The 12,247-nt window shown below is 72.3% G+C and carries 13 protein-coding genes; 9 read left to right on the top strand and 4 right to left on the bottom strand.

The window, feature by feature from the left end:
- Window positions 1-4: 4 nt before the first annotated feature.
- The 3 genes from OHA91_RS35590 (at window position 5) to OHA91_RS35600 (ending at window position 5,342) form a co-directional block, all read left to right on the top strand.
- Window positions 5-1,936 (top strand): FHA domain-containing protein, encoded by a 1,932-nt coding sequence (locus OHA91_RS35590; protein ID WP_328740735.1) that lies wholly within the window; start codon window positions 5-7, stop codon window positions 1,934-1,936.
- Window positions 1,937-2,223: 287 nt separating this feature from the next.
- Window positions 2,224-3,447 carry a 4-hydroxybenzoate 3-monooxygenase gene (locus tag OHA91_RS35595; protein ID WP_328740736.1) on the top strand — a complete coding sequence of 408 codons (1,224 nt, stop codon included), beginning with the start codon at window positions 2,224-2,226 and terminating at the stop codon, window positions 3,445-3,447.
- A gap of 122 nt (window positions 3,448-3,569) precedes the next feature.
- On the top strand, window positions 3,570-5,342 hold the full coding sequence (locus tag OHA91_RS35600) for a methyltransferase (protein ID WP_328740737.1): 1,773 nt from the start codon (window positions 3,570-3,572) through the stop codon (window positions 5,340-5,342).
- 25 nt (window positions 5,343-5,367) lie between these two features.
- On the opposite strand, the gene OHA91_RS35605 is transcribed toward OHA91_RS35600, so the two are convergent.
- Window positions 5,368-6,378, bottom strand: coding sequence for an EamA family transporter (locus tag OHA91_RS35605; protein ID WP_328740738.1), 1,011 nt, complete (start codon window positions 6,376-6,378; stop codon window positions 5,368-5,370).
- A gap of 91 nt (window positions 6,379-6,469) precedes the next feature.
- Here OHA91_RS35605 and OHA91_RS35610 point away from each other — a divergent pair, with 91 nt between their 5' ends.
- The 3 genes from OHA91_RS35610 (at window position 6,470) to OHA91_RS35620 (ending at window position 7,888) form a co-directional block, all read left to right on the top strand.
- Window positions 6,470-6,946, top strand: a complete 477-nt coding sequence (locus OHA91_RS35610) for a MarR family winged helix-turn-helix transcriptional regulator (protein ID WP_031157639.1) — start codon at window positions 6,470-6,472, stop codon at window positions 6,944-6,946.
- Window positions 6,947-7,250: 304 nt separating this feature from the next.
- Window positions 7,251-7,484, top strand: a complete 234-nt coding sequence (locus OHA91_RS35615) for a three-helix bundle dimerization domain-containing protein (protein ID WP_031157640.1) — start codon at window positions 7,251-7,253, stop codon at window positions 7,482-7,484.
- Between the two features lie 5 nt (window positions 7,485-7,489).
- Window positions 7,490-7,888, top strand: a complete 399-nt coding sequence (locus tag OHA91_RS35620) for a hypothetical protein (protein ID WP_328740740.1) — start codon at window positions 7,490-7,492, stop codon at window positions 7,886-7,888.
- 99 nt (window positions 7,889-7,987) lie between these two features.
- On the opposite strand, the gene OHA91_RS35625 is transcribed toward OHA91_RS35620, so the two are convergent.
- Window positions 7,988-8,275, bottom strand: a complete 288-nt coding sequence (locus OHA91_RS35625; protein ID WP_031157642.1) for a hypothetical protein — start codon at window positions 8,273-8,275, stop codon at window positions 7,988-7,990.
- A gap of 140 nt (window positions 8,276-8,415) precedes the next feature.
- Here OHA91_RS35625 and OHA91_RS35630 point away from each other — a divergent pair, with 140 nt between their 5' ends.
- Window positions 8,416-8,685: a sigma factor-like helix-turn-helix DNA-binding protein gene (locus OHA91_RS35630; RefSeq protein ID WP_266505251.1), complete on the top strand. Its 270-nt coding sequence runs from the start codon at window positions 8,416-8,418 to the stop codon at window positions 8,683-8,685.
- A gap of 160 nt (window positions 8,686-8,845) precedes the next feature.
- On the opposite strand, the gene OHA91_RS35635 is transcribed toward OHA91_RS35630, so the two are convergent.
- Both OHA91_RS35635 and OHA91_RS35640 read right to left on the bottom strand, forming a co-directional pair.
- Window positions 8,846-9,052, bottom strand: a complete 207-nt coding sequence (locus OHA91_RS35635) for a hypothetical protein (RefSeq protein ID WP_328740742.1) — start codon at window positions 9,050-9,052, stop codon at window positions 8,846-8,848.
- A gap of 268 nt (window positions 9,053-9,320) precedes the next feature.
- Window positions 9,321-9,557: a hypothetical protein gene (locus OHA91_RS35640; protein WP_328740743.1), complete on the bottom strand. Its 237-nt coding sequence runs from the start codon at window positions 9,555-9,557 to the stop codon at window positions 9,321-9,323.
- Window positions 9,558-10,864: 1,307 nt separating this feature from the next.
- Here OHA91_RS35640 and OHA91_RS35645 point away from each other — a divergent pair.
- Both OHA91_RS35645 and OHA91_RS35650 read left to right on the top strand, forming a co-directional pair.
- Entirely contained in the window at window positions 10,865-11,104 is a 240-nt protein-coding gene (locus OHA91_RS35645; protein ID WP_031157646.1) for a hypothetical protein, read from the top strand.
- A gap of 14 nt (window positions 11,105-11,118) precedes the next feature.
- Window positions 11,119-12,195 carry a DUF6292 family protein gene (locus OHA91_RS35650; protein WP_031157647.1) on the top strand — a complete coding sequence of 359 codons (1,077 nt, stop codon included), beginning with the start codon at window positions 11,119-11,121 and terminating at the stop codon, window positions 12,193-12,195.
- The last annotated feature ends 52 nt before the right edge of the window (window positions 12,196-12,247 follow it).

Raw genomic sequence — 12,247 nt, forward strand, 5'->3', positions numbered from 1 at the left:
TGGAGTGGCATCGGTCATCGTTGGGCGCACGGGTCCGTTCACCGGGCAGAGCGTGGTCCTGGGCGGCGAGCCCCTCAGCTTCGGGCGCAAGAGCGACAACAGCGTGGTGATCGTCAGCCCCAGTGCCTCCCGGCTGCACGCCGAGATCCTCACGGAGGACGCCGGCTTCGTGCTCTACGACCGGGACAGCCGGAACGGCACGTTCGTCAACGACCAGCGCATCACCCGGCACGTGCTGCGCCCGAACGATCGCCTACGGATCGGTGACGAAACGTTCCTCTACGAGGCGCAGGACTCCATGGAGACGGTCATGGACCTCTCCCTCATGGACGTCCCCCGGACCGGCACCGCCGACCCCGGCACCCTGCGCGTCACCATCACCGGCGGCGGCCCGGTGGGCCTCGCCTTCGCGCTGGCGCTCGACGAGATGCTTCCCGGCCGGACCGCCATCACGCTCTACGACGGGCGCTGGACCAGGAAGGGCTCCACGGTCGTCTGGAAGGACGAGACCCAGGGCAACTTCCGCCGCCAGCAGGTCGTCACCGTCCAGAGCCGGCAGTACCTCGCCCTCTCCGAGGAGGTCCGCGGCGCACTGTTCGACGACACGGGCGCCTACAGCGAGATGTGGCCCGTCGGACCGGACTCGGTCGACGGCCACCCGCCCCGCAACATCAGGATCGCCCACATCGAGGACCGGCTCCTGGACCTGGCGAACCGGAGGTCGGCGATCCGGCTCGTCGCCAAGCGTTTCGACGTGACGGAGCAGCAGAACAGGATCACCCAGGAACACGTCCTGGTCGTCGCCGAAGGCGGCCGCTCCCGCACCCGCGAGCACTACGCCGACCGCTTCGGCGCGGCCGACGCCTCGATCTACTCCCTCGACGGCGAGCACCTTCAGGACATCGTGCTGGGACTGCGGGTCAAGTCGAAACTGCCGGACCCCATGAGCGTGCTGCTCACCGTGTCGCAGAACCGCTTCCTGCTCAACTCGCTGCGCGGCGAGGGCTTCCTGAACATGCGGCTCACCCGGGAGGAGGCCAAGAACGTCATCGGCATCGACCCTGTCCGTCACGTCTTCGAGGAGTGCATCGCCTCCCGCCCCTGCCTGATGAGCCGCCAGGAGGAGGACAACGAGTTCCGCTGCCCCACCCACGGCACGCTCTTCCTCCCCGCCCTGCTGCGCAGCTCCCCGCTCTGGAAGGAGATCCGGCAGGGCCTCAGCCTCTTCGGCGTGGCCGAGGAGGACCTGTCGGCGATCACCTCGTTCCGGCTCGACATGGTGCAGCGCCCGAGGTTCACCGCGCAGCTGCACCGGCCCACCGCGACCACCCCCGGCACGTACGGCTTCCTGCTGGGCGACGCGGCCAACGCCATCCACTTCTGGCCCGGCCGCGGCCTCAACAGCGGCCTCGCCTCCGCCACTTCGCTGGCGCGGTCGCTCAGCCGGTCCTGGCAGGGCAGACCCCTGCGGGATGCCGACTTCATCCGGCACGAGGCCGCCATGTCCATGCTCCAGTACCGGCACAAGAGCCGGGCCTGGAACGCCATGGTCACCACCGACGAACAGGGCATCACCCGAGCCATCAGGGACATCATCGCGCGCAGCGCGGAAGCCGGCGGTGGGGATGGCGCGGGTGCCCGCTCCGGCGCCGATGTCGCGGGCGGGAGCGACCTGGACGTGCTGCTGGACCGGATGGCCGACATCCGCGATCGGCTGGCATCCCGGCTCCCCGGCCTGCCCACGGACGGGGAACTCCGCGTCCACCTCGCTTCGATCGCCCCGGCCACCCTCCGCACCCTGCGGGAGAGCGGCGCCTGGGACACCCTGATCGTCGGGGGAGAGGAGGCCGACATCGACCTCTTCTACCAGTCGGATTCCCCGGTCTACGTACCCCGCCCGGCCGACCCCCGCAGCCTCCTGCAGCCGCAGGCCTAGGAGACGTCTCGCCGATCATTCGCCGGGTCGGGCCGTGCCGGGTCGGGTCGGGTCCGGCCGTGCCGGGTCGGGCCGGGTCGTACGCCGAACGGCCGGGCCTGCGTCGGGGCGTGCTGGAGGGTGCGCGTGCTCCCGTACGCCCGGCGCGCACCACCGGAAGGCCGCGGAACCGGTCCCGGGCCCCGGCGTCACAGGGCCGGGCGATCCATGCCGATTGTCACTCTATTCCCGCCTTCGGATGGCTCGGGTAGGTCCGTCGATCTTCGTGTGCTTATGCTTCACCCGCTATGACGGAAAGTCACAACTCTTACGCGTTATGTGAATCGGCCGACGTGGTCGTCCTCGGCGCAGGTCCCGCCGGGCTCGTCCTGGGACTGCTCTTGCGGGCCGCGGGGATCGACTGCGTCATCCTGGAACGCGCCTCCCGCACCCATGTGCAGACCCGGGCCCGCGCCGGGTTCCTCGCCCCGAACACCGTGCGGATCCTGGACCGCCACGGCCTCGCCGACGGCCTGCACCTGGGCGGCCGCCGCCACGGCACGTGCGAGTTCCGCACGGAGGACGGCCGCTTCCGCCTCGACTACGGAGCCCTCGCCCAGGGCGGGCAGCACCACGTCTACCCGCAGCAGAACCTGGTCACGGACCTCCTGACCCACTACCTCGACATCGGCGGACGCATCCGCTTCCACACCGAGGCGCTCGCCGTACGCGACGCCGACAGCCCCCGGCCGTCCGTCACGACCCGCGAGCCCGACGGCCGTCCCACCCGCTGGACCGCCCGGTACGTCGCCGGCTGTGACGGCCGGCACGGAGCGGCCCGCCGCTCACTGCCGCCGGGTGCCGTCCGCCACCACCATCACGACCACGGCGTGACCTGGCTCGGCCTGCTCGCCGAAACCCCGCCGAGCCTCGACGCCGTCGGATACGCCGTCCACGGCCGCGGCTTCGCCGGACACATGGCCCGCACCGCGGAAGTCACCCGCTACTACCTCCAATGGCAGCGCGGCACCCCCGCCGACGCCTGGCCCGAGCAGCGCATCTGGGACGAGCTCGACCTCCGCATGCGCGCCGCGGACCACGGCCCGCTGCGACGGGGCAGGCTCCTGGAACGCGGGGTCTTCGACCTGACCTGCGACGTCGTCGCGCCGCTGCGCCACGGCTCGCTCTTCCTGGCGGGCGACGCGGCGAGCCTGCTCGCCCCGGCCGCCGCGAAGGGCGCCAACCTCGCCGTGCTGGAGGCCGAGATCCTGGCGGAAGCCCTTGCCGATGCCCTCACCCAAGGGGACACCGCCGGACTCGACGCGTACTCGGACCGGTGCCTGGCGCACATCTGGCGGGCCCAGGAGTTCACCGGGTGGATGACCCGCCTCCTGCACGCGGTACCCGAACAGGGCCGAGGTGCCGGTGCCGGATCGTTCTTCCACGCCGGCCTGCAGCGCTCACGGCTCAACTCGCTGCGCACCTCACGCATTTACCAGGACTGGTTCGCCGAGAACTACGTCGGCGTGTGACGCACCGGCGCACCGGCACACCAGCGCACCGCCCCTCGCAGCCTCGCGCACTCCCGCCACCGACTGCACCCCGCCCTGCCCTGCCCCGCCCAGCCCCGTACCGGCCCGAGGACACCCCCACGATGACGACGACCCTCCCCGACAAAACGTTGCTCCTGGACGACATCGCCGGCCTGCGCGCGGCGGCCCAGTTCGTCCGCGAGCACGACAGCGTCGCCCTGCTCCCTCTCCTCCTGCCGGGCCTCGACGGCCCGGACCTGCAGGCGCTGGCCGGGCACTGCCGGTTCGCCCACGCGGGGTTGCTGCTCTTCCCGCCGGACACGGACAGCCTCCGGGCCCAATTCGCCGCCTGCGGACTGGACGTCGACACTCCCTCGCACCCCAGCGTGGTGGTCCGGGACCGCCTCGCCCGGCGCCACGGGCGCGACCCGGCAGAGCTCGACGTCCGGATCCTGCGCCCCCGGGTGTACGGCTCTGCCGGGCAGCGGCGTGCGGTCGAGGTGTTCGCCCTGGCCGTCCCCCCGCACTCCGGCCTGGAACCGATCGCCGCCTACGAACGCACCCGCCGGCACGAGGCGCACCTCGCCTTCGAGGTCGAGCGCCCGGAGCCACTGGCGCTGCGCGGCCTGTGCGCGATCCTCGTCCGCCACGGCGCGCGGCCCGACGGCGGCGGCTACAACCCGCACGAGGACGGCACGGTCCTCTACTTCACCCTTCCCGCCGACGCGGCCTGCGACTACGGGCGGCTGGAACTCTACGCACGCGGCGACCACCGCGACACCCTGGCCGCCCACCTTGACCACCCCGACCGGTTCGACAGCCCCCGCCCTGACGCCCGACCCGGCGCGCGACAGCCCGCCGAAACGCTCCTCCACCTCCTCACCGGGGCGTGGACGACACAGGCACTCGCCGCCTTCGCCCGGCTGGACCTGCCCGACGCCATGGACACCCGCACCGCGCAGCGCACCGAGGACCTCGCCCGGGCGACCGGTACCCACCCCCGGAGCCTCGCCACGCTCCTGCGCTACCTGGCCATGTTCGGAGCCGTCGCCGAGGAGCAGGAAGGATTCCGCCTGACAGAGCTCGGCGCTCTGCTGCGCGCGGACACGCCCGGGTCGATGCGGCCGCTGGCCCTGATGTACGGCGGCCCGTTCTACCGCTCCTTCGGCGGCCTCGACCACGCCGTGCGGACCGGACAGCCGGCCTTCGACCAGATCTTCGGCGAGAACCACTTCGACCACTTCGCCCGCGACCCCCAACTCGCCTCGCTCTTCGACCAGTCCATGGCCGCGAGTTCACGCATGTTCCGGCCGCTCCCCACCCACCCGGTCATCACGGCCGCCGCTCAGGCGCCGGCGGCCGCGCCCGCGACGGTCGTCGACGTCGCCGGCGGGAACGGAGAGCTCCTCGGGCTGATCCTCACCGCACACCCGCACCTGCGCGGCGTCCTGCTCGAACGCCCGCACGCCGTCGAGGCCGCCCGGCGCCGGCTCGACGCCGCGGGCTGCGGGCCGCGCTGCGCGTACCGCTCAGGGGACTTCGCCGACGTGCCGCCGGGCGGCGACGTCTACGTCCTCTCACGCGTCCTGCACGACTGGGACGACGACCGCTGCCGTGAGATCCTGCGCCACTGCGCCCGTGCGATGCCCGCGCACGCGGACCTGCTGGTCGTGGAACGCCTCCTGCCCGGCGACGGTTCCCCCTCGCTGGCCACCGCCTGGGACCTGCACATGCTGTGCAACGTCGGAGGCCGCGAACGCGGCGCCGACCACTACGCACGCCTGCTGGCCGACGCCGGCCTCGAGCTCGTCGGCCACAGCCCCCTGCCGCTGGACGCCCACGTGCTGCACGCCCGCAGGGCAGGCGTACCGGAGCCCGTCCTCCGGCGTACCTGAGGCGGCGCCGCCGTCCGCACCACCGCTACGTGGACCGGCTCGGCCCCGGACCGCTTCGCAGCCCGGGGTGAGGACCGGGAGCGGCGGGGGTCCCGGCGGGAAGCCGCCGGTCCGGGCGGGTCCCGGCCGTGGGCCGGCCCAGGGCGACCCCGGCCAGTACGAGGGCCAGTCCGCCCAGTTGCCGGCCCGTCAGCACCTCGCCGGCGACCGCCGTCCCGAGCAGGACGCCCGTGACCGGGTTGAGCAGCCCGATCAGACCCACCGTCCCGGCGGGCAGCCGGCGAAGGCCCGCGAACCAGACCGAGAAGGCCAGGGCGGTGGCGACCAGGGCGACGTAGCAGAAGGCCAGGAGCACGGACGGGGACACCGGTGGCGGGGCTCCCTCCACGGCGACGGCGACCGGCAGCAGGAGCAGGCCCCCGGCGGTGAGCTGCCAGGCGGTCGAGGCGAGGACACCGGCACCGGCGGCCTCCGCGGTCCCGGTCATCCCGGTGCCGGTCCCGGTGCCGGTCCCGGTCCCGGTGCCGGTCCCGGTGTTCCACCGCTTGGCCAGGATGTGGCCGAAGGACGACACCAGCACTGCCGCGGCCGACACCAGTACGCCCGGCACGCTGATCCCGTCCTCGCCACCGAGCAGCATGAGGCACACCCCGCCCAGCCCGATCGCGGCGCCCGCCAGATGGGCGGAGCCGGGCCGCTCGGCCATCAGGAGCCAGGCGGCCAGCATCATGGCCAGGGGGGAGACCGCCATGACGGTCGAGGCCACGCTTGTGGGCAGCAGCTGTGAGGCGGCGAAGACGAGGACGAAGAAGACGCTCACGTTGAGCAGCCCGAGCACGGCGGACCGTCCCCACCACGCGCCGCGCGGCCGACGGCGGCACAACGCCAGCAGCACCAGGCCGGCCGGCAGCGCCCGCAGGGCAGCCCCGTACAGCGGGTGGTCCGCCGGCAGGAATGCGTGGGTGACGAAGTAGTTGGCTCCCCAGGCCACCGGCGCCACCGCGGTCAGTGCCACCCAGCGCTTATTACCTTCCATGGAAGGTAATATAGCTTCCATGGAAGCAAGTGTGGCGTCCGAGGAGCATGTGCGGGAGCAAGGACAGGGGCAGGAACTCGCCTCGGACCGGGTGGCCCGCATCCAGGCCGACTGGCGACGCGAACGTCCTGACCTCGATGTCGGCCCGCAGGGCGTGATCGGCCGACTGCACCGCCTCGCCGACCGGCTCGGCGCGGAACTCCGCCTCGTCTACGACCGCTACGGACTCGGGGAAGGGGAGTTCGACGTCCTGTGCGCGCTGCGCCGCGCGGGCGAGCCCTTCGAACGCGCGCCGGGCGAGCTCGCCGCGCACACCATGGTCACCACCGGTGCGATGACGAAGCGGATCGACCGCCTGGAACGCTCGGGGCTCGTCACCCGCCGCCGCTCCGGCGACGATCAGCGCGGCCGGATCGTCGCCCTCACCCCGGCCGGACGCGACCTCGTCGACCGGGCCTTCACCGACCACATGAGAAACGAACGCCGGCTGCTCGACCTCGTGACCCCCGAGGAGGCCGCGGCGCTCGAAACGCTGCTCGCCACGTGGCTCCACCGTCTGGAGGACTGAGCGGGGCAGCGAGGTCGGGTCGGGATCGGGCGACCGGGCGGGATCGGCGGCAGTGGTGCCGCCACGGGTGGAGTACGCCCCCCGCCGAAGCAGGGAAGGCCTTGCGGGTGACGATCGACGCCCAGTGCCACTGGACCCACCGCTCCCTCGGCCGCACCGGGGCCGCCCGCGACCGCCCGCATACGGCAGAAACCGCTCGGTGATTACGGCCGCCACCGGCTCGCGGCGGTGAAAGATCGACTTCCCGACTGACGGCCGCGCCGCGAAAATGAGAGGAGAGGAAAGCCGAGGGAGGCTGAGGCGTGTGAGGGCGGATTCAGAGGACGCACTGACCATCCGCGCCGTAGCCGAGCGGCTGATGAAGGCGTACCCGCAGGTCGACGCCCGCCTGGTGCACAGCTCGGTGCAGATCGCGTACGAGGAGCTCAGGTACGCGCGAGTACGTACCTACCTGCCGGTACTGATGGAACGCAGGGCGCAGGACCTGCTGCCGTCCGACGAGGAGCAGCTGCGCAGGACCGCTCGCGTGACAGAATGAATCCCGTGACCAAACCGCATGCGTCGGCCACGTCGTGGTGGTCTCACGACAGGTCCCACCTCTCCCTCTGGTCCAAGGATTCGATCCTGTCGATCGGGTCCGTCGACTCGGTCCTGTCGATCGGATCGGTCGGCTCGGTGCTGTCCGTCGGCTCCGTGGGCTCCGCCCTCTCCGCCGCGTCCATCGGCTCCTCCCTCTCGCTGCTCTCCGCCGGGTCCTGGCTCAGTCTGGGCTCCGTGCTGTCCGCGCAGTCCCGCTGGTCGGTGCTCTCCTGGCGCTCACGCGACGGCCTCATGGCCGCGGGGGGCGTCGCCGCGGCCACCGCCGCCGTCGCCCTGCACACCACGTACCGCAGCGGCCACGGGGGCGGCGGGGGCGGCGGAGCCGACAACGCGGCCGGCTGAGGTCCGGCGGGCGAAACGGGCCCCGGGGCCGCGTCCCGGGACCTTGTGCGGGCTACGCGGCGGTGTCCCCGCAGGCCTCGCCGTCCCGGCTCTTCCCGCTCACTTCGCCTTGAGCAACTGGTCGACCCGCGGCACGGAGAGCCCGGTCAGTTCCGCGACCTGCTTGAGGGTGCGCCCCTCCTTCAACTCGCCCATGGCGGCGCTGCGTATGAGCTTGGCCTGTTTGGCGCCGGTGAGCATGTCATCAGTGACCAGTCGGGCGCCGCGCTCACGGGTGAGCGGGGACTCGATCTCGGCGAGGCGTGCACGGACGGCCTCCATGTACTGGTCCGTCAGGGCGCGCAGGTCGGCGTACACCTGCTCGTCGTGTGTGCTGGTATCGGTCATGCGGGTCAGCGTACTTCGCAGACGAGCCGCTTCCGGCTCCTCGTCCGGCCCCGCCTTGACTACGGCCGCCACGAGGCCGATTCCCCTCCGTGTGGGGCTGGTTGGGGTGCTCCGGTCCGTGCGCAGGTAGCCTTGTGATCATGCCCGAGGCCTCTCCCGCCGTCGACGCGATCCGCTCCGTGATCGCCGATCTCGCGGCCATCCCCGACCCTGCAGACCGTGCCCGCGCAGTGGGGACCGTCCTCGACGCCGTCCCCGATCTGCAGGCCGGACTCCGTGCTGCGCGGCAGGCCGCCGTCATCGAGCTGAGGGCCACTCAGACCCTGGCCGAGGTGGCCGACATCCTCGGCATCTCCGTGCCGCGCGTGTCCCAGATCGCCTCGGGCGTCAGCCGCAGCTCGAGGAAGTGACGGGGGTGCGCCCGACTCAGACGGCTCGTCAGTAACGGCTCCCGGGCGCTCGGTGTCCTGCTCCGAGCCCGCATCGCGCGCCGGATCCTCCGGAGCCCCGGCGCCTGGTTGCGGCCGCCGGGGCGGGTACGGGACGTCACACGGAGGCCGGTGGGCCCCGTCAACCGATCCTCTGGCTGGTTCCGTCGGGCAGGGTGCAGGTGTCGCCGCCGTAGAGGATGGACTTGACCTGTCCGCCCGCGGCAGTGCACTCCTCCCTGGTGATGGTGGGGGACGAGGCGGCCTGAGCGCTGACGGCTCCGACTGCGCCCGTGCCGGCAAGGGTCGCTGCGGCCAGGATGAGGCCCAGCGTTCTGCGGATACGCATGGCTTCCTCCTCTCGGGCGCCCGGCTCGGCCCTGTGGGAGGACAGCCCTCACAGGCCGGAGGTGCCCTACCCACCAGCATGGGCGCCGCCCGGGCGGATCGCGAGGCGGGCCGGACGCCGCCAGGGGGCCATGCGTCATGAGGTCGGGACAGCAAGGCCCGCGGAGGGTCCAGGCCCCCGCGATGCCGTGCGTCCACGCGGGGAGTGCACGACATCGCGGGGGAGTGCCGGCGGCGGCGCTGCCTGCGCCCTGTGTTCCCGTGATGCCTCACTTGAACAGGCGGTCACCCGGAGTGGCCATGCGATGGGTGCCGCTGTGGCGGTTCACCCAGTCGCGGATCAGGCCGATGGAGTTGGCGCACTGCCAGCTGTCGTCGTACTCGCGCACCCCGGTGAAGGCCCCATAGCCTGCGATGATGCCGTCCACGCGGCCGTCGCCCAGCAACTTGTCGACGTACCAGGGGTCGTTGTACGTGGCGGCCCAGGACAGGGTGGCGGTGTCCACGCCGCACCGGCAGTTGACCTCCACCGCCGCGCCGGCCTCGGTGCACGCGGCAAGAGACGGCCTCGACGTCGAAGCGGGACTGCGGGCGTCCGCGGCCGATGATGATGATGCGGGCCGTGCCGCGGCCCAGGACGCCGACGTGCGGGTGCGCTCCAGGCGGGCGGTCACCGGTTCGGGTTCCGATGATGCGGATCTCGAGTCTGTAGAGCGCCGCGGGGCGGGGAGGCCCGGTGCGTGGGCGGGGGCGGGTGAACAGATGGCGGCAGCAGAGTCTCAAGGTGCTGTGAAGAGGCCGGCGCGGGTCGACTGGGAGCTGATGCCCCTGGAAGGCGTCGGGCCGCTGTGTTTCGGTATGCCTATCGGTGCGGTCGCCGCGGTGCTGCTGGGCATGGCCGAGCTGCGTCGGTTCCAGGCCGGCCCATCGTTTCGGGAAGTCCTGGGTGTGGAGTTCGGTACTGGGCCTGCGGAGCCGGCCGTGTATGCCTACTTCGGTGACGGCCTGCTGTTCTGCGTCGCGGTCGACGCAGTGCGCGGCCCCCAGGTGACGCTCTGGGGACGAGAGTTGACGGCTTGCGCTCCGGCCGATCTGGAGCGGTTCCTCCTGCATGCTCACGATTGTGGGGTGCTCGATGTGAGGTACGGTCCGCGGGGAAACCCCGGAGCCAACGGGCTCGGTCTGGTCGTGCGGGTACAAGAGGCCGCCGGAAACGCGGTTACCCGGCCGGTCAGGTGGACCGGGCCTGGGCCGACCGCTGCACAGACGACTGGGAAGGCGCGATCCCGGAATGCGAGTGGGTGGGCCGTCAGTGGATGTACCCCGGTCAGGCAGAGCACTGGCCCCCGCCTGGCTATGCGCCGAACTGGCATGACTGGCAACCGCCCTTCTAGCCCCAAGCAGCTCTCCTGCCGCTGCTCGGCCAGAAGCCCGTGAAGATCACAGGCGGGTAAGGATGAGTATCCGGAGCAGTTGGAGATGAGGCCCGGCCGTACATGGCTCCCTGGAGTGTTTTCACGCGGTTGACGTGGCCTTCGGCGATGCCTGAGCGCCGGTGCAAGGTCAGGCCGGCGCTGACGGCGTCGAGGTCGCCGCGGAGGAAGCCGCGCCGGTGGCGGAGGAGTTCAGCGGAAGCCAGGGCGAGGTCGCAGGCACGGGCGATGTCCGGGCAGGCGATCCGCACTCCAGCAATCGGCGGGCGATCGGGTGGCAGGGTGTCCCTGCGGGCGCATGATCCAGCCGGTGTCCCCGCCGCGGACATCCTGGCGGTCCCCGCCTCGCCGCCGGCCCGGGCGACACCGTCGGCATCCGGGTGCGCACCACCAGCAACCCGCCGCACGCCCTGTACGTCATCGCCGCCGGCCGCCTCACCCCGCACACCAGCGCCAGCAGCGCCTTCGCCCGCCTCCACCCGCTCATCGAGGCGGCCGCCCGCCCTGCGACGGGATGCGGTGCCGAGGCCCGCGCGCCGTGCAACCCGAACTGCCTGCCCGACCCCACGACCGACCAACAACCCCCGCCGGCGGGGCGCCACGAGCGCCCCGCGCCGTGATGAAGGAGAAGAACGTGATCCGCGCCGGACGCCTGCAGCACGTCCAGACCATGTCCGACCTGGCCGACGCCCTCGGCAAGGCTCTCGTCACTGTCCGAAACCAGAAGCCGTACGCTGCGGAAGGCCACCCGGCACCGATCAGCTCGCACAAGGCCCGCAATCAGCTTTGGGACTCGGAGCAGACCAAGGCCTACTACGCCGGCGAGCCCATCCCCGAGCTGCCCCCGGTCGACGACGACGAGGACCTCCTGGACCGCCACGAGGCCGCCGAACTGCTCGGAGTCGCCCCCGTGAGCTGGAACACCTACAAGAAGGACCCGGGCCTGGCCGCCGGCGTCGTCCTCGTGCCGGAAGGCCCCAAGGGCACCGAGCACTGGCCCCGGCGCCTGGTCCTTGCGTACAAGGACGGCCGGCCCGGCCGCGGCGCCGGCGGCGGCCGCCGTGAGGGAAGCGGCGACATGATCCCCCGCGACGAGATTCTGCCGCGGATCGCCGAGCTCCTGGACGCCGACCCCGCCGTCACCGTCGCGACCGTCTCCGACACCCTCGGCATCACCAAGTTCCCCACCGCGCAGTCCGGCCTGGCCACCCTGCGCGGCCGGCGCATCGCCGACCTCGTCGAGCAGCGGCCCGGTCTCGACCTGAAGGACGCCGCTCTCCAGCTGGGCTACCCCGCCATCACCCACCGCGCCGCCGTCACGTTCGCTGAGCGGGAGCTCCGCGCCCGCAGTGCCCAGCCCTACCTGCAGCACACCGCCAACGTCCTGGCCGCAGCCGGCATCGCCCAGCAGGCCCAGGTGGAGATGCGCAGGCTCGACGGAGGAGCCGTGGCCGCCGCCGTGCTGCTCGGCACCGACCAGCCGGCCGCAGCCGCGGTATGGGACTCCCGCTTCGGATGGCGGACCGCGACCAGCCGCCGGCACCCCATCGGCAAGGACACCGACACCGCGCCCGAGGGCGAGGGGATCCGCTACCTGGGCAGCGGGCTGCGACCCGAGCCCGATGAGCTGCTGGCAGCCCTGCGCGATCAGCGCTGCGGCACCAAGCGGCCCAAGGCCAGCATGAACGAGTTCATCGGCAGCGAGGAATGACCGAGAGCCGGTGGAGGTCCGGGCTGCCGGCATGCCGAAACTCAAGTGACCG

The organism is Streptomyces erythrochromogenes (genome assembly GCF_036170895.1).
Lineage (GTDB): Bacteria > Actinomycetota > Actinomycetes > Streptomycetales > Streptomycetaceae > Streptomyces > Streptomyces erythrochromogenes.

What these genes read in the sequence shown, in the direction of transcription:
- OHA91_RS35595 (WP_328740736.1), top strand. Translation starts at nt 2,224, where the DNA reads ATGACGGAAAGTCACAACTCTTACGCGTTATGTGAATCGGCCGACGTG.
- OHA91_RS35600 (WP_328740737.1), top strand. Translation starts at nt 3,570, where the DNA reads ATGACGACGACCCTCCCCGACAAAACGTTGCTCCTGGACGACATCGCC.
- OHA91_RS35605 (WP_328740738.1), bottom strand. Translation starts at nt 6,378, where the DNA reads ATGGAAGGTAATAAGCGCTGGGTGGCACTGACCGCGGTGGCGCCGGTG.
- OHA91_RS35625 (WP_031157642.1), bottom strand. Translation starts at nt 8,275, where the DNA reads ATGACCGATACCAGCACACACGACGAGCAGGTGTACGCCGACCTGCGC.
- OHA91_RS35630 (WP_266505251.1), top strand. Translation starts at nt 8,416, where the DNA reads ATGCCCGAGGCCTCTCCCGCCGTCGACGCGATCCGCTCCGTGATCGCC.
- OHA91_RS35635 (WP_328740742.1), bottom strand. Translation starts at nt 9,052, where the DNA reads ATGCGTATCCGCAGAACGCTGGGCCTCATCCTGGCCGCAGCGACCCTT.